At 72.8% G+C, this 15,255-nt stretch carries 17 protein-coding genes; 12 read left to right on the top strand and 5 right to left on the bottom strand.

Annotated elements, in window-relative coordinates; translation table 11 throughout:
• Nucleotides 1-7: 7 nt before the first annotated feature.
• Nucleotides 8-805, bottom strand: a complete 798-nt coding sequence (locus tag CFI00_RS18290; RefSeq protein ID WP_207082424.1) for an enoyl-CoA hydratase-related protein — start codon at nt 803-805, stop codon at nt 8-10.
• Between the two features lie 184 nt (nt 806-989).
• Between CFI00_RS18290 and CFI00_RS18285 the strand changes: the two genes are divergently transcribed.
• From CFI00_RS18285 to CFI00_RS18275, 3 genes are read left to right on the top strand one after another with little or no spacing between them, the layout of a single operon-like run.
• Nucleotides 990-1,157: a DUF3117 domain-containing protein gene (locus tag CFI00_RS18285; RefSeq protein ID WP_082587569.1), complete on the top strand. Its 168-nt coding sequence runs from the start codon at nt 990-992 to the stop codon at nt 1,155-1,157.
• Between the two features lie 2 nt (nt 1,158-1,159).
• A complete protein-coding gene (locus tag CFI00_RS18280; RefSeq protein WP_207082423.1) occupies nt 1,160-2,692 on the top strand; it encodes a leucyl aminopeptidase family protein in 1,533 nt (510 codons plus the stop codon).
• 16 nt (nt 2,693-2,708) lie between these two features.
• Nucleotides 2,709-3,047 carry a hypothetical protein gene (locus CFI00_RS18275; protein WP_207082422.1) on the top strand — a complete coding sequence of 113 codons (339 nt, stop codon included), beginning with the start codon at nt 2,709-2,711 and terminating at the stop codon, nt 3,045-3,047.
• A 21-nt stretch (nt 3,048-3,068) separates the two neighbouring features.
• Here CFI00_RS18275 and CFI00_RS18270 read toward each other — a convergent pair whose 3' ends face one another.
• On the bottom strand, nt 3,069-3,728 hold the full coding sequence (locus CFI00_RS18270; RefSeq protein ID WP_231250078.1) for an O-methyltransferase: 660 nt from the start codon (nt 3,726-3,728) through the stop codon (nt 3,069-3,071).
• A 191-nt stretch (nt 3,729-3,919) separates the two neighbouring features.
• On the opposite strand from CFI00_RS18270, the gene sigE reads away from it, so the two are divergent.
• From sigE to CFI00_RS18255, 3 genes are read left to right on the top strand one after another with little or no spacing between them, the layout of a single operon-like run.
• Entirely contained in the window at nt 3,920-4,543 is a 624-nt protein-coding gene (gene sigE / locus CFI00_RS18265) for an RNA polymerase sigma factor SigE (RefSeq protein WP_207085599.1), read from the top strand.
• Nucleotides 4,540-5,055, top strand: coding sequence for a zf-HC2 domain-containing protein (locus CFI00_RS18260; RefSeq protein WP_207082421.1), 516 nt, complete (start codon nt 4,540-4,542; stop codon nt 5,053-5,055). The genes sigE and CFI00_RS18260 overlap by 4 nt, the downstream gene beginning before the upstream one ends.
• Nucleotides 5,052-6,575, top strand: coding sequence for a trypsin-like peptidase domain-containing protein (locus tag CFI00_RS18255; RefSeq protein ID WP_207082420.1), 1,524 nt, complete (start codon nt 5,052-5,054; stop codon nt 6,573-6,575). Before CFI00_RS18260 ends, CFI00_RS18255 begins: the two co-directional genes overlap by 4 nt.
• Here CFI00_RS18255 and CFI00_RS18250 read toward each other — a convergent pair whose 3' ends face one another.
• A complete protein-coding gene (locus CFI00_RS18250) occupies nt 6,576-6,827 on the bottom strand; it encodes a helix-turn-helix domain-containing protein (RefSeq protein ID WP_207082419.1) in 252 nt (83 codons plus the stop codon).
• A 100-nt stretch (nt 6,828-6,927) separates the two neighbouring features.
• Between CFI00_RS18250 and CFI00_RS18245 the strand changes: the two genes are divergently transcribed.
• The 3 genes from CFI00_RS18245 to CFI00_RS18235 are packed head-to-tail and all read left to right on the top strand — an operon-like array spanning nt 6,928 to nt 9,871.
• Nucleotides 6,928-7,647: a hypothetical protein gene (locus CFI00_RS18245; protein WP_207082418.1), complete on the top strand. Its 720-nt coding sequence runs from the start codon at nt 6,928-6,930 to the stop codon at nt 7,645-7,647.
• 4 nt (nt 7,648-7,651) lie between these two features.
• Entirely contained in the window at nt 7,652-8,929 is a 1,278-nt protein-coding gene (locus tag CFI00_RS18240) for a hypothetical protein (RefSeq protein ID WP_207082417.1), read from the top strand.
• A 60-nt stretch (nt 8,930-8,989) separates the two neighbouring features.
• Nucleotides 8,990-9,871: a calcium-binding protein gene (locus tag CFI00_RS18235; RefSeq protein ID WP_207082416.1), complete on the top strand. Its 882-nt coding sequence runs from the start codon at nt 8,990-8,992 to the stop codon at nt 9,869-9,871.
• Here the strand turns inward: CFI00_RS18235 and CFI00_RS18230 are convergent.
• Together CFI00_RS18230 and CFI00_RS18225 are read right to left on the bottom strand one after the other, a co-directional pair.
• The gene (locus CFI00_RS18230) at nt 9,850-11,184 is read right to left on the bottom strand and encodes a hypothetical protein (RefSeq protein ID WP_242532483.1); all 1,335 of its coding nucleotides are present in this window, start codon (nt 11,182-11,184) and stop codon (nt 9,850-9,852) included. The genes CFI00_RS18235 and CFI00_RS18230 overlap by 22 nt on opposite strands.
• Nucleotides 11,181-11,648: a hypothetical protein gene (locus CFI00_RS18225; RefSeq protein WP_207082415.1), complete on the bottom strand. Its 468-nt coding sequence runs from the start codon at nt 11,646-11,648 to the stop codon at nt 11,181-11,183. Before CFI00_RS18225 ends, CFI00_RS18230 begins: the two co-directional genes overlap by 4 nt.
• A gap of 149 nt (nt 11,649-11,797) precedes the next feature.
• Between CFI00_RS18225 and CFI00_RS18220 the strand changes: the two genes are divergently transcribed.
• From CFI00_RS18220 to pruA, 3 genes are read left to right on the top strand one after another with little or no spacing between them, the layout of a single operon-like run.
• The gene (locus CFI00_RS18220; RefSeq protein WP_207082414.1) at nt 11,798-13,228 is read left to right on the top strand and encodes a wax ester/triacylglycerol synthase family O-acyltransferase; all 1,431 of its coding nucleotides are present in this window, start codon (nt 11,798-11,800) and stop codon (nt 13,226-13,228) included.
• Entirely contained in the window at nt 13,225-13,569 is a 345-nt protein-coding gene (locus CFI00_RS18215) for a hypothetical protein (protein ID WP_207082413.1), read from the top strand. Before CFI00_RS18220 ends, CFI00_RS18215 begins: the two co-directional genes overlap by 4 nt.
• A 45-nt stretch (nt 13,570-13,614) precedes the next feature.
• On the top strand, nt 13,615-15,243 hold the full coding sequence (gene pruA / locus CFI00_RS18210) for an L-glutamate gamma-semialdehyde dehydrogenase (RefSeq protein WP_207082412.1): 1,629 nt from the start codon (nt 13,615-13,617) through the stop codon (nt 15,241-15,243).
• Nucleotides 15,244-15,255 lie beyond the last annotated feature (12 nt).

Here is a 15,255-nt window from a genome sequence, read left to right as displayed (position 1 = left end):
CCTCGCATCAGCAGCCCCGGAAGACCGGCTTCTCCTTGGCCATGAAGGCCGTGACGGCGGCGAGGTGGTCCTCGGTGCCGCCAGTGAGCGCCATCTTCTCCGCCTCGAAGGTCAGGGCCTCCTCGAGCGGGTGCGAGGCGGCGTACGCCACTGCCTGCCGGATCGAGCCGAACGCGACGGTCGGTCCCGCGGCGAGGCGCGCCGCGAGCTGCCCGACAGTGGCGGCCAGCTCGGCCTCCGGCACGACCTGCGTGGCCAGGCCGAGCTCGAGCGCCTCGGCGGCCGGGACGGTGCGGGGGAAGTAGAGCAGCTCCATCGCCCTGGCGCGGCCGACCAGGCGAGGCAGCGTCCAGCTCGACCCGGTGTCGCAGGACAGCGCGACCCCGGCGAAGGAGGTGTTGTAGCCGGCCGTGTCGACCAGGATCCGGAAGTCGGCGGCGAATGCCAGGCTCGCCCCGGCGCCTGCGGCGACGCCGTTGACCGCGGCGATCACGGGCTTCGGCATCGTGGACAGCGCCAGCATGATCGGGTTGTAGTGCTTCTCCACCGTGTCCGACAGCGGCACGTCGGCCTCTCCGGTGAGGCCCGCGAGGTGCTCCTTGAGGTCCTGCCCGACGCAGAACGCGCGGCCGCTGCCGGTGAGCACGACGCAGCGCACGGCCGGGTCGTCGGCGACGCGTCGCACGGTCTCGAGGAGCAGGTCCTTGGTGGCGACGTCGAGGCCGTTCATCGCCTCGGGCCGGTTGAGGGTGATGGTCGCGACGGCGTCGGAGACGTCGAGGAGGACGGGAGCAGGGCTGGTCATGGGGGCAGTCTGCCCGACGCAGTTCGCCTGTCCGGGTGCCCTGTGGTGCCGATCACCCCGTTCATGGGGGATAATGGAGGAGTACGACGCCGATCGAGGTGGCCAGGCACGACTCAGCCGCCTCGATTCGCATGTGATGAGCCACCATCGCCGAACCGATGGCAGAACAGGAAGAGGTGCGCCGATGGCCGCCATGAAGCCCCGCACGGGCGACGGACCCCTCGAGGTCACCAAGGAGGGGCGCGGCATCGTCATGCGCGTCCCGCTCGAGGGCGGTGGGCGTCTGGTCGTCGAGCTGAACGCCGACGAGGCACGCGCTCTCGGCGACGCCCTCAAGGACGTCGTCGGCTGATCGTGGCCATCCCCCAGCTGCCGACGCAGGTCTCCCCGCCCGAGTTCGCCCTCAGCCCGGCGCTTCCCCACCAGGTCGGTGGCGCCGAGGTCTGGGCCTTCCCGGTCCTCCCCGGCGACGACGGACCCCTGCTCGGGCCCGGCGCCGACGAGGCCTCGGAGCTCCTCGGGACCGACCTCCTCGCCGCGCTCGAGGCCGCCCGGGCCACCGGGCGCACGGGTGAGGTCACCACGGTCCCCGTGGCCGGTCTCCCGTCGGCCGACGACGTGAGCGTCGTGCTCCTCGTCGGTGTGGGTGAGGCCTCGGTGACCGACTTCCGGCGCGCCGGCGCCGCCCTGGCGCGGGCGACCAAGGACCGCGTCAGCGTCGTCACCTCGGTCGCGGCGATCGCGCCCGAGGACGGGCTCGGTGCCTTCGTGGTCGGGGCCATGCTCGGCTCGTTCGCCTTCCACTGGCGCTCCACCGGACCGCGTGAGCGGCCGGTCGCGCGCATCGTGCTGGCCGACGTCACCGACGACGGTGCCGACGACGAGCTCGCCCGGGCGATCGCCCTCGGCGGGGCCGGGTGGCGCTCGCGGGCGCTGGCCACGGTCCCGGCGAACCTGAAGACACCCGCGTGGCTGGCCGAGCAGGCCGTCGAGGTCGGCGAGGCCGCAGGCCTCGAGGTGCGCGTCTGGGACACCGACCAGCTCGCCGCCGAGGGGTTCGGCGGCATCCTCGCCGTCGGCGGCGCCTCGGCCCACGGACCGCGCCTGATCCGCATGGACTACACCCCCCGCGGGGCGACGAAGAAGGTCCCCACCGTCGTCCTCGTCGGCAAGGGCATCACCTTCGACACCGGTGGTCTCGACATCAAGCCCAGCGAGGGCATGCTGACGATGAAGCGCGACATGAGCGGCGGCGGCGCGGTCATCGCCGCCATGGGCGCCCTGCGCGACGTCGACTGCCCGGTGCGCGTCATCGGTCTGGTCCCGGCGGCCGAGAACGCCGTCAGCGGCACGGCCATGCGCCCCGGTGACGTGATCACCCACTTCGGCGGACGCACCTCCGAGGTCAACAACACCGACGCCGAGGGCCGTCTCGTCCTCGCCGACGCGATGGCGTACGCCGTCTCCGAGCTCGCGCCGACCGTCCTGGTCGACGTCGCCACCCTGACCGGCGCGATGAAGGTCTCGCTCGGGCAGTGGACCGGCGGCTACTTCGCCAACCACGAGGGCCTCGCCGCGCAGGTCGAGGCAGCCGCGTCCGCCTCGGGCGAGAGCGTCTGGCGGATGCCGCTGGTCAAGGACTACGAGGAGCGCGTCGCGTCCAAGATCGCCGACGGCGACAACGCCGCCGGGGGCGCGGGCGCGATCACCGCGGCCCTGTTCCTCCAGCACTTCGCCGGCGACGTCCCCTGGGCGCACGTCGACTTCGCCTCTGCCGCCGAGTCCCCGGCCGACCGTCACGAGTGGACGGCCGGACCCAGCGGCTTCGGGCCCCGGCTGCTGCTCGCCTGGCTGGGCTCCGAGGACCCCCTGGCCGGGATCGCCTGATGCAGGGCCTCGGCTGATGCTGGGCCTCACGGTCCGCTGGTCGCTCGTCGACGCCGCCGAGGGCGTGGAGCAGGAGCTCGCGACCTACGTCGCGGAGACCTCGCACGCGCGCTTCACCGGCATGTCCGGGCTGCGCTTCAAGACGTGGCGGTGCGTGCCGGGGGAGTGGTTCGAGGGCTGCTACGTCTTCGCGACCGACGAGGCGCGCGAGGAGTTCCAGCGCACCTTCACCGCGGGCGCGGACGAGTCGCCGGGGTCGCGCATCATCGGCTCGTCGCCGGTCCTCGTCGAGGCGTGCGACATCGTCGCGGTCGCCGAGGGCTGGGACGGCTTCGTCGCCGCACCGCGCGCCTGAGCGCCGCCCAGGGGCCCGGGGTCAGGCCTCCGGCGCCCACTCCTTCTTGGCCGCCAGCAGGCCGTCGCCGACGGGCAGCAGCACCGGCACCAGCGCCTCGTGCTCGAGGATCGTGCGACCGAGCTCGCGGATGGTGACGGTCTCGTCGTCGCGCTGCGCCGGGTCCGCGACGCGGTCGTGCCACAGGGCGTTGTCGAAGGCCACGATGCCCCCGGGGCGCAGCAGGCGCAGGGCCTCCTTGAGGTAGGCGGCGTACTCACGCTTGTCGCCGTCGCAGAAGACGAGGTCGTAGTGGCCATCGGTGAGGCGGGGGAGCACGTCGAGCCCGGCACCGGCGATGGTGCGGGCACGGTTGCCGGGGATCCCGGCCTCGGTGAACGTCTCCTTGGCCAGGCGCTGGTGCTCGGCCTCGATGTCCACCGTCGTCAGCACGCCGTCGGCGCGCATGCCGCGCAGCAGCCAGAGCCCGGAGACGCCCGTGCCGGTGCCGATCTCCACGACGGCGCGGGCGTCGAGCACGGAGGCCAGGAAGCGCAACGCGGCTCCCACGCCGGGACCGACGGGCGAGACGCCCACCTCGTCGGCACGGCTGCGGGCGGCGGCCAGGATCTCGTCCTCGGCCACGAACGACTCGGCGTAGGACCAGCTCGCGGGCTTGATCGGGGTGGTGTGGTGGGGCACGGGCGGACTCTATCGCGCGCCCGGCGTCGCGCGTGGCCGGGAACACACGCACCACCCCGCTCGTTGGAGGCAGTGCGCCCGCGACACCGCGGGTGGCCGGACCCCCGAAGTTCTTGGGTGGACCGCATGAGGTTCACAGGGAACTCTCAGGCGTGACGCCTAGCGTCAGGAAGGACAGCGAACCGTTGCAGCTGCGGTCGAGGAAGTCGAGCCAGGGAGCGCCCGTGGGCGAGCAGGTCGGCACCACCACGAGTCAGGTCCCGACCTGGGACGAGGTCGTCGAGCAGCACTCCGACCGCGTCTTCCGCCTGGCCTACCGCCTCACCGGCAACCGGCCCGACGCCGAGGACCTCACGCAGGAGGTCTTCGTGCGCGTGTTCCGGTCGCTCGACACCTACACCCCCGGCACGTTCGAGGGCTGGCTGCACCGCATCACCACCAACCTCTTCCTCGACGGTGCGCGTCGCAAGCAGCGGATCCGCTTCGACCCGCTGTCCGACGAGCGCGCCGCCCGGCTCACCAGCACCACCCCGGCCCCGGAGCTGGCCTTCGCCGACCGGACCTTCGACGACGACATCGAGACCGCGCTCGCCACGCTGCCGCCGGACTTCCGCGCCGCCGTCGTGCTGTGCGACGTGGAGGGCCTGAGCTACGAGGAGATCGCCGAGATCATGGGCGCCAAGCTCGGCACGGTCCGCTCCCGCATCCACCGCGGCCGCACCATGCTGCGCACTGCCCTCGCGCATCGCGAGCCCACCGAGGGACGGCAGCGCTACTCCGGTCCTCACCACCCGCGTGGGACGGTGTCGGGATGAGCCACCTCGGATCCCGGGTCAGCGCCCTCCTCGACGGCCGCCTAGCGCCGGAGGAGGAGGAGCGGTGCTGGAGCCACGTCCATGGCTGCCACAGCTGCCGCGACCTCGTCGAGCAGGAGGGCTGGGTCAAGACCCAGCTCGCCCAGCTCTCGATGGGCGACTCGTCGGCCTCCCACGACTTCAAGACCTCGCTGCTTGGTCGCTGCGCCGCGGCCTCCGGCTCGCCGCTGACGCCCGCCGCCTTCCCGGTCGCGGGCCACCGTCCGCGCCGTGGACTGGTGGCCATCGGCGGCGGCGCGGCGAGCGCCTGTGTCGTCGGTGTCCTCGTCCTCGGGGCCGCCGGTGCGCCCCGCGTGGACCCGCGACCGCCGACCACCGACCTCAGCCGCCCGAGCATGCCGGCGACCCCGGTGGTCAGCGCCGACGACCGGTCCGCCCGCGGACCCGTCTCACCCTCCCGGACGCCCCTGGCCGAGCGCCTCGTGGCGATCCGGGAGAAGATTGCTCCGTGAGCGACGAGCGCGAGCCGGACGACCAGGCGTACGACGACCCGACCCACGACGGGACGGAGCCGACGCAGCCCCTCGCGGGGTGGCGCGACCCCGCGTCGCGGACCGAGGAGCCCGCGCCCCGCGCTGAGCCCGCGCCCCGGGCCGAGCCCGCGCCCCGGGCCGAGCCCGCGCTCGATGCCGAGCCGGCGGTGCAGCCCGACGGCCTGCCCTACGGCCACGACGAGGCGATGCTCGCCGGACCGCCCCCGTCCGTCGCGCAGCCTCCCCACGAGCCGACCGCGCCGACCGTCCCGATGCGGCAGGGCCCCGGCCCGTGGTTCGGTCCGGGCCCCAGCCCTTCCGGCCAGGCTCCGTACGGTCAGGCTCCGTACGGCCAGTCGCCCTACGCGCGTTCTCCCTACGCCCGGGCCGCGTCCACGCGCCGGCTCTCGCTGTGGGTGTGGCCGGCCGTCGCGTGCCTCGCCCTCGTCGTGGGCATCCTCGGCGGCCTCGCCGGCGGCGCGCTCCAGGACGAGCTGGCCTCGCCGCGCGGCACCAACGACAACGGGCTCGGGGGAGTGCGCACCCAGGCTGCGGCGCCGCTCGAGGCGGACAACGGCTCGGTCTCGGCCGTCGCGCAGGCGCTGCTCCCGAGCACGGTGCAGATCCTCGCCGAGCTCGACGGCCGGGTCGCCGGCGCCACCGGCTCCGGGTTCGTGCTGGACCGCGACGGCCACGTGGTCACCAACAACCACGTCGTCGCGTCGGCTGCCGCCGACGGCGGGTCGATCATCGTCATCGACCAGGCGGGTGAGCGCCGCGAGGCGACCGTGCTGGGCCGCAGTGCGGTCTACGACCTCGCCGTGCTGAACGTCGAGGACGCCGGGTCGCTGGAGCCCGCCGCGCTCGGGGCGTCCCAGGTGCTGCGCGTCGGTGAGTCCGTCGTCGCCTTCGGTGCCCCGCTCGGCCTGAGCCAGACCGTCACCTCCGGCATCGTCAGCGCCCTCAACCGGCCGGTCACCACGTCGGGCGAGTCCGACGACGAGTCGTCGTACATCAACGCCGTGCAGACCGACGCCGCGATCAACCCGGGCAACTCCGGCGGTCCGCTGGTCAACCTCGCCGGGGAGGTGGTGGGGGTCAACTCCGCCATCGCGACCACCGGTGGTGCGTCCGGCGAGTCGGGCAACATCGGCGTGGGCTTCGCAATCCCGATCGAGCAGGTCCGCACGACGGTGGACCAGATCCTGCGCACCGGCAAGGCGGAGTACCCCGTCATCGGGGCCCAGGTCCGCACCGGCGGCGAGCCCGACGCGGAGGGCGCGACCATCACCGAGGTCGTGCCCGACACCCCGGCCGAGCGCGCCGGCCTCCAGCAGGACGACGTCATCACCTCGGTCGACGACCAGCCGGTCAACGACGGCATCGCCCTCATCGTGGCGATCCGTACGCACCTGCCGGGCGAGACCGTCGAGATGTCGGTCCTGCGAGGTGGCGAGGAGCGGGTCGTGCAGGTCGAGCTCGACGGCAAGGTCGGCTAATCAGTCCTTGGCCGGGTCCGTCCCGGCGTCCGCCTCGACGAACGGGTGCTGGTCGACGAAGCTGCGCGTCTCGGCGTACATCCGCTGGATGAAGTCCTCGAGCTGCACCCGCTCCACGCGCCACTGGCCGCGCCCGCCGATCTTGATCGCCGGCAGGTCGCCGCGACGCACGAGCGCGTAGACCTGCGCGCTCGAGGTGTTGAGCACCTCGGCCACGTCGGCGAGCGTCAGGAAGCGGGGGTCGTCGGCCATGGGGTCATGGTGCCACCGAGACGGTCGCGCCCGTGCCCGACCTCCCGGGGCCTGTGGAGAGACAGGTGTGAACTCGGCCCGGCGTGGCAATGATGGCCCTGTGTCTCGGAACCTGTCTCGGAACCTGTCTCGGAACTCCTCCCACGACCCCGCCCGCACCTCCGGGGGCCTCGACGTGCCGCCGGCGACGCGTGCCACCCGTCCGGGCTGGCGTGACCCGCGGTTGTGGATCGGTGTCGCCCTCGTCACCGGCTCGGTCGTGGCCGGCGCCCGGATCCTCGCCGGCGCCGACGACATGACCCAGGTCTGGTCGGCCTCCACCGACCTCGTCGCCGGCCAGACGGTGGACGCCGACGACCTCGAGGCGACACGGATCCGCTTCGGCGACGACCTCGACCGTGAGCGCTACCTCGCGGTCGATGACGAGCTCCCTGCCTCCCTGACGCTGACCCGCCCGCTGGCGGCCGGCGAGCTCGTGCCGGCGGCCGCGCTGGGGGAGGCCACCGACGAGGACGCGGTGGCGGTGTCGATCGCCGTGGCCGCCGAGCACGTGCCGCCCGACGTGGTCCGCGGCTCACGAGTCGACGTCTGGGTGATCGGTGACCGCACCGTCGGCGTCGGCGGGGGACGACGCGGAGCGGGTGCCGAGGCGGTGCTCGAGGACATCGTCGTGCTCGACGCACCCGTCGTCTCGGACTCGTTCGCCTCCGCGACCAGCCGGCAGCTGGTGCTGTCGGTCCCCGCGGACGAGGACGAGTCGCTCGGCCTCGTCCTCGCGGCCAGCGGCGACGACCGCGTGCGGGTCGTCGGCCGGGGGTGAGGTCGTGATCTGCGTGCTCGTCATGGCCGCGGGCGAGGCCTGGGAGTCGCCCGCCCTGGCCGACCTCGAGGCCCGCTCGGGCGTCGTCGTGCTCAAGCGCTGCGTCGACGTGGACGACCTTCTCGCGGCCGTGTCCAGCGGGCAGGCCGACGTGGCGGTCGTGTCCCTCGACGCTCCCGGGCTGGACCCCGCGTCGGTGTCGCACCTGCGCCGCCACGCCGTGCGTCCGGTCGCCGTGACCACGTCCGCCTCGAGCGACGTCGACGTGCGCGAGCGCGCCCAGCGGCTGGGCGTCGCCGCGGTGATCGGCTCGGGGGAGCTCGCGACACTGCCCGACGTCGTGGTGGCGGTCGACGACCTGTCGGACACCAGGGTGCGACCCGCCGACCCCGCACCCGACCGGCCGACGGCCGAACCCGTCCCTGAAGGGTCCGCGAGGGCAGCAGGCCGGGTGGTGGCCGTGTGGGGCCCCGCCGGCGCCCCCGGACGGACGACCGTCGCCACCCACCTCGCCTGCGAGCTCGCCGGTCGTGGGACAGACGTGGTCCTGGCGGACCTCGACCCCTACGGCGGCGCGGTCGCCCAGCAGCTCGGGATCCTCGACGAGGTCTCGGGCCTGCTCTCGGCCGCGCGACTGGCGGCGGCCGGGCACCTCGCCGAGCGGTTCACCTCGGTGTGCCGCGGGGTGGGCGACCACCTCGCGGTGGTCACCGGCCTGCCACGGGCGGACCGGTGGCGCGAGGTCCGGGCAGCGCAGGCCGAGCAGCTGCTCGAGCGCTCACGCGACCTCGGCCACGTCGTGGTCGACACGGGCTTCTGCCTCGAGGACGACACGACCTCCGACTTCGGCGGGCGTCCCAGCCGCAATGCCCTGACGCTGACCGCCCTCGAGCAGGCCGACGAGATCGTGGTGGTGGGCGCCGCCGACCCGGTCGGCCTCGCGCGGCTGGCACGCGGGCTGGTCGACCTGCGTGCGCAGGCGTACGCCGCCCCGGTGCGGGTCGTCGTCAACCGGATGCGCCCCTCGATCGGCTGGTCGGAGAAGGAGATCGCTGGCATGGTCGAGGGGTTCACGCGGGCCGCGGGGCTGCACTTCCTGCCCGAGGACCGGCCCGGTCTGGACCGCGCGCTGGTCGCGGGGCTGCCCGTGCGCGACGTCGGGGACTCCGCGCTGGGCAGGGCCCTCGCCACGCTCGCCGATGCGGTGTTCGCGGAATCGGTCGTGCCCGAGCAGGGCCGGAACAGGAGGAGCTCCCAGGCACGCCGGAGACGAACCCGGTAGAAATGGTGCTAAACCTCAAGATTCAACCTAGATTGGGTTCTGATTCCAAGGAGAACCCACGTGATTTCTACTCCCCGCGCCGGCGTCCTCGCCCTGACGGCGCTTGCCCTGACCGCCACGCCCGCCCTCGCGGCCCCCGTGGCGCGCGGCACGACGACCAACGACGTCATCGTGGGCCGGGCCAAGGCGGACCGGATCATGTCGCTCGGCGGGCGCGACCGCGTGCGCGGCTACGGTGGCGACGACACCATCTACGCCGGCAAGGGCCACGACGTCGTCTACGGCGACGGCGGCAATGACTGGATCACCCTCCAGCCGGGCGACGACTGGGTCGCGGGCGGCCTCGGCAACGACAAGGTCGACGGCGGCCAGGGCGACGACGTGATGTACGGCGGCGAGGGCGACGACCTCCTTGCCTCCAGCATCGGCAACGACGTCGTCTACGGCGAGGCCGGCAACGACATCGTCGGCGGCAACGACGGCGAGGACCGACTCTTCGGCGGCGAGGGCTCCGACAAGCACATCGGCGGAGCCGGCAACGACTGGATCGACGGCGGAGCCGGGGACGACGGCGCGATCCAGGGCGGTCCCGGTGATGACGTGCTCATCGACGGTGACGGCAACGACATGGCGATCAAGGGCGACGAGGGCAACGACGTCGTCTTCCTCGGCCCGGGCGCCGACAAGGTCTTCACCGAGCAGGGCAACGACACCATCTACGTCCTGGCCGACGGGTTCGTCGACAAGATCCACTGCGACGACCCGACGCAGAGCGACAACGGTGACAGCGACCGGGTGGTCTTCGTCGGCCAGCGCGACCCGCTCGACGTGATCGACTACCGCGGATCCTGCGAGTTCGTCATGAACGTGACCGACCTGCCCGCCGGCTGGCCCTACGGCCCGGTCGCCCCGCCTGCGCGTCAGGCTGCGAACAACAGGTAGAGCCCGCCCACGGTGAAGCCGACCATGGCCACGAGCAGCGGGAGCTGACCGGTCAGCTGGTGGCGCCGGGGGAGCAGCTTGACGGCGCGGTCGTGCGCTGCGACGACACCGACGACGTGCCCGAGCGCGACCGCCACGACCTTCGTCACGGCGAGGAACGTCGGGTGCATCGAGAGCCAGTAGTTGATCTGCAGGTCGGCCGTGCCGAGGTAGTCGTCACCGCGGCTGAACGGGTCGCTCAGCTGGATCAGCGTCTGCTGGCCGTACTCGACGAAGTAGGTCAGGTAGTGGGCGACGATGTAGCCCACGATGATCGGCACGACCGAGTGGGCGAAGAGGTCGGGCAGGGCCCGGCGTGGGGTCTCGCTGGTGACGCCGGTGGCCATCGTGGCCAGCGTCAGCACGAGCGCGACGCCGGCGGAGAAGCACACCAGGGCCAGGGTGTCGGGCAGCACCCGTGACGACGACATCGACTGCACGAGCTTGAGCCACGGCGACGACTCGCGGAAGGAGTCGAAGGCCGTGCTGCCGAAGAGGATGCCGACGACGGCGACCAGGCCCGGGCGCGCGACCAGGGTGTCGAGGTTGGCCAGCGGGCTGCGGATCACGACCGTTCCGTTGCGCCGTCCCCAGACCGACAGCTTCGCGACGAGCGAGGAGTAGACCTCGAAGGGGTCGGCGCGGGCGAGGAACGTCGTGCCCCACACCGCGGAGCCGATCAGCATGATGCCCAGGTAGGCCGCGACCCACAGCCGTACGGGGCCGAGGTCGGTGGAGGCGGGATAGACCAGCTCGAGCCACACGAAGGCGAAGAGCCCCGCCGCCGCGGGCCAGTAGCCCAGGCGCGCCGGGTAGGCGTACAGGCCCTGCCCCTCCGGGACGCCGGAGACCCTGGCGAAGAGCATCGCGATCGTGCGCACCGGGCTCACGGCCTTGAAGAACTCGCCGAACAGCAGGGAGGCGGGCACCAGCCCGACCCACAGCAGCACGTAGAAGGTGCCGAGGAACGGGTTGATGAGGCTGTCCTTGCCGAAGACGGCCGCGGCCCCGACGTAGAGGAAGAACGCCATGCCCAGCACCCGCGCCGCGACGGCCAGCGCCCGGGACGACACGAGCCGGTCGAGCCAGGCGGGTGCGGGCCTGCCGCTGGTCGCGGCGTCGTAGCGCGGTTCGCGCCACGCGACCGCCAGGACGGTGAAGGAGATGACCAGCGCGGCGACCGCGCCGGCGATGGCCAGCTCGGAGGGGATCGGGAGGTCCTTGGCGCCGCCCAGCCCGTGGGCCGAGATCGCGCCGCCGGCGCCCGGGCTCAACGGACTTCGAGCTGGAGCACGATCGAGTCGGGGTCGTGGCTCTCGACCTCGACCACGCCGGGACGGTCGACGGTGATCTCGTGCTCGGAGGTGCCGGCGTCGTAGGCCAGGTCCTGCTCCGGCGTGCTGTGGACGTGGAGCTCGCCGGCCTCGTCGGCGGTGACCTGCAGGACGAGCGTCTGGCCGACGGCGAGCTCGACGCGCTCACCGTTCGGCGTGAAGGTGTCGCCCTCGCGGGTCAGCTCGAGGGTCACGGTGTCGTCCGCGGCGTCGTCGCTGCCGGACTCGTCCTCGGGGCCCGAGGAGCTGGGGGAAGAGCTGGGGGAAGAGCTGGGCGAGGAGCTGGGAGACTCGCTCGCCGCCGTGCTGCCGGTCGAGGGATCGGCGTCGTCACCGCAGGCGCTGAGGCTCCCGGCGAGGACGAGGACGAGGGGGACGAGGCGCGCGAGACCGCGACCGGACACAGGTTTCTCCTTCAGGCTGTTCCACGAATGACGGTGGCCACGGCTCACGCCGTGCCAGCGCCTCTGCCAGAATCCCATGCGGGACAAGCCAACGACGACTCGGCCTCAGGAAGGGGCGAACCCCATGAGCGAGCGCAGCGAGCACGTGCATGAGTGATCGGCTCGGGCCGCGGGACCTGGCGATCCTGGCCGCCGAGTCCCCGACGACGCCCATGCACAACGCCACGGTCGAGATCTTCGACCCGGGCGACTCCGGCTTCGACCACGACCGGCTGGTCGAGCTGATCGCCGACCGCATCGCGTTCGTGCCGCGCTACCGCCAGCGGCTCCAGCTGGTGCCGGGACGGCTGGCCAACCCGGCCTGGGTGGACGACGAGAACTTCGACCTCGGCTACCACGTACGCCGCTCCGCGCTGCCGCGCCCGGGCACGATGGACCAGCTCCGTGAGCTCGTCGCCCGCATCGCCTCGCGCCCGCTCGACCGCAGCCGTCCGCTGTGGGAGTGCTACTTCGTCGAGGGCCTCGCCCACGGACGCATCGCGCTGCTCACCAAGAGCCACCAGATCCTCGTCGACGGTCGCGAGACCGTCGACATCGGGCAGGTGCTGCTCGACACCTCGCCCGACCGCTCGACCCTCGGGCACGACGACGACTGGCGCCCCCGTCGTCCGGCCGGTCCGGTGGCGACCGCTCTCACCGCCGTCACCGACAGCCTGGAGAGCCCCCGCACGCTGTGGTCGACGACCCGCGCCAACGCCGAGGCGGTCGGGCGGCAGGCCTCGGCCTCCGGAGCCCGCGTCGCGGAGGTCGCGAGCGCGCTCGCCGGGCGGGGCCCGGTGCACTCCACGCCGCTGCACCGCAAGCTCTCGCAGCAGCGCCGCTTCGTCGCCGTACGCACCGAGCTGGCCGACTACCGCGCGATCCGCGAGGTCCACGGGGGCACCGTCAACGACGTCGTCCTCGCCACGATCACCGGCGGTCTGCGCGGCTGGCTGATGGCGCGCGCGGAGTCGATGGCGGGACTGCGGACCATCAAGGCGATCGTGCCGATGTCGGTCATCGACGACGAGCTCGAGGCCACCTCCCTCGGGACGCAGATCACCGGCCACCTCGTGAACCTCCCGGTCAGCGAGCCGAGCCCGGTCGTGCGCCTGCACCAGGTGAGCTACGACCTCAAGGCGCACCGCGACAACGGTCGCAACGTCTCGGCCCGGCGGCTCTCGGGCATCGCCGGCTTCGCCCCCACGACGTTCCACGCGCTCGGGTCGCGGCTGGCCGCGGCCGAGCTGCGCAACGGGTTCCACGTCTCGATCACCAACGTGCCGGGCCCGCAGTTCCCCCTCTACGCGGACGGTGCGCGGATGCTGGAGTCCTACCCCGTCCACCCGCTCCTGCCCGACCACCCGCTGGCCATCGGCGTGACGTCCTACGACGGAGGGGTGTTCTACGGCATCACCGCCGACCGCGACGCCGTCGCAGACGCCGACACGCTCGGCCAGTGCGTGCTCGAGTCGTTGGAGGAGCTCAAGGACTCCGCCTCCGACTCACGCCCGCGCGCACCGCGAGGACGCAAGAAGTGACCCGCCGCTACGTGCCGAGCACCCTGCCCCGCCTGGCCGAGGACTGGGAGCGCGAGGGCCCGTCCCTGCTCGACCCCGTCCTCGCCGGGGACGAGGGCGAGGAGACGGAGTACGCCGCCCTGATGACCGCCGCGGACGCGTCGGCGGAGCTCGTGGCGGGCCTTCCCGACGGCCGGCGCCGCCGGGTGGTGGTGGTCGTCGAGACGGCCGGCCCCGACGGGCCCGCGACGTGGCGCGACGTGGTGGCCGTCCACGTCGACGACCGTGACGACGCGCACCCCGACGACGACCTGGCCTGGTGGGCGACGCAGGAGGTGGGCGGCCTCCTCGCGGGTCCCTAGCCAGGCACTTTGAGGCGCACGTCAGTCTCTGACACGATCAGCGGCATGGACGCGATCACCTTCCCGCCGGCCCCGACGAACGAACCCAACCTCACCTACGCCCCCGGCAGCCCGGAGCGCGAGGACCTGGTCGCGGAGCTGGCGCGGCTCGAGGGGGAGGAGCGCAGCTTCCCGGCCGTCATCGGCGGGGAGCACCGCGACGGTGGCGGCGCGGAGGTCGAGGTCGTGCAGCCCCACGACCACGCGCACGTGCTCGGCACGCTGAAGAACTCCACGACCTCGGACGCCGAGGCGGCGGTCAGGGCCGCGGCCGACGCCGCGCCCGCCTGGCAGGCGATGCCGTTCGACGAGCGCTGCGCGATCCTGCTCAAGGCCGCCGACCTGCTCGCTGGGCCGTGGCGCCAGCGCCTGAACGCCGCGACCATGCTCGGTCAGTCCAAGACGGCCTTCCAGGCCGAGATCGACGCGGCCTGCGAGCTGATCGACTTCTGGCGCTTCAACGTCCACTACGCCAAGCAGATCCTCACCGACCAGCCGATCGCCAACAGCCCCGGCATCTGGAACCGCACCGACCACCGCCCGCTCGAGGGCTTCGTCTACGCGATCACGCCGTTCAACTTCACCGCGATCGCCGGCAACCTGCCCACCGCCCCGGCGCTGATGGGCAACACGGTCATCTGGAAGCCGTCGCCGACCCAGCAGCTCGCTGCGTCGTTGACGATGGAGCTGCTCGAGGAGGCCGGCATGCCGCCGGGCGTCATCAACATGCTGCCCGGTGACGGCCTCGACGTGTCGAAGGTGGTCATGCCGCACCGCGACCTGGCCGGCATCCACTTCACCGGCTCGACGCCGACGTTCCAGCACCTGTGGCGCACCATCGGGGAGAACATCGAGGGCTACCGCGCCTACCCGCGGATCGTCGGCGAGACCGGCGGCAAGGACTTCATCGTCGCGCACCCCTCCGCCGACCCCGACGTGCTGCGCGTGGCGATGATGCGCGGTGCGTTCGAGTTCCAGGGCCAGAAGTGCTCGGCCGCGTCGCGCGCCTACGTCCCGCGCTCGGTCTGGGTGCGGATCAAGGACCAGCTGATCGCCGACACCGAGGCGCTGTCGATGGGCGACGTCACCGACCTGTCCCACTTCATGGGCGCGGTGATCGACCAGCGGGCCTTCGACAAGCACAAGACGGCCATCGAGCGGGCCCGGGCCACCGACGGCCTCGACATCCTGACCGGCGGCCAGGTCGACGACTCGGAGGGCTTCTTCGTGCGCCCCACGATCGTCGAGGGCGGCGACCCGACCGACGAGATGTTCAGCACCGAGTACTTCGGCCCGATCCTCGCCGTCCACGTCTACGACGACGCCGACTTCGAGCAGGTCGTGGCGCAGATGGAGTCGTTCGCGCCCTACGCCCTCACCGGGGCGATCATCGCCCAGGACCGTGCGGCCGTCGCGTGGGCGCGCAAGACGCTGCGCTTCGCGGCCGGCAACTTCTACATCAACGACAAGCCGACCGGTGCGGTCGTGGGCCAGCAGCCGTTCGGCGGTGGCCGGGCGTCGGGCACCAACGACAAGGCCGGCGCCGCGGTCAACCTGCTGCGGTGGACCTCACCGCGCTCGATCAAGGAGACGTTCGTGCCGCCGAAGGACCACCTCTACCCGCACCAGGGCTGAGGTCGCCCTCCC

It is taken from the genome of Nocardioides sp. S5, assembly GCF_017310035.1.
In the GTDB taxonomy this organism is placed as follows: domain Bacteria; phylum Actinomycetota; class Actinomycetes; order Propionibacteriales; family Nocardioidaceae; genus Nocardioides.
Note: the sequence above shows the minus strand (reverse complement) of the source record. Positions and strands in the feature narration are given on the sequence as shown.

Excerpts from the sequence above, each read along its gene's own strand:
- CFI00_RS18275 (WP_207082422.1), top strand. The coding sequence starts at position 2,709 with ATGCTGGGCCTCACGGTCCGCTGGTCGCTCGTCGACGCCGCCGAGGGC.
- pruA (WP_207082412.1), top strand. The coding sequence starts at position 13,615 with ATGGACGCGATCACCTTCCCGCCGGCCCCGACGAACGAACCCAACCTC.
- CFI00_RS18220 (WP_207082414.1), top strand. The coding sequence starts at position 11,798 with ATGAGTGATCGGCTCGGGCCGCGGGACCTGGCGATCCTGGCCGCCGAG.
- CFI00_RS18285 (WP_082587569.1), top strand. The coding sequence starts at position 990 with ATGGCCGCCATGAAGCCCCGCACGGGCGACGGACCCCTCGAGGTCACC.
- CFI00_RS18250 (WP_207082419.1), bottom strand. The coding sequence starts at position 6,827 with ATGGCCGACGACCCCCGCTTCCTGACGCTCGCCGACGTGGCCGAGGTG.
- CFI00_RS18260 (WP_207082421.1), top strand. The coding sequence starts at position 4,540 with ATGAGCCACCTCGGATCCCGGGTCAGCGCCCTCCTCGACGGCCGCCTA.
- CFI00_RS18290 (WP_207082424.1), bottom strand. The coding sequence starts at position 805 with ATGACCAGCCCTGCTCCCGTCCTCCTCGACGTCTCCGACGCCGTCGCG.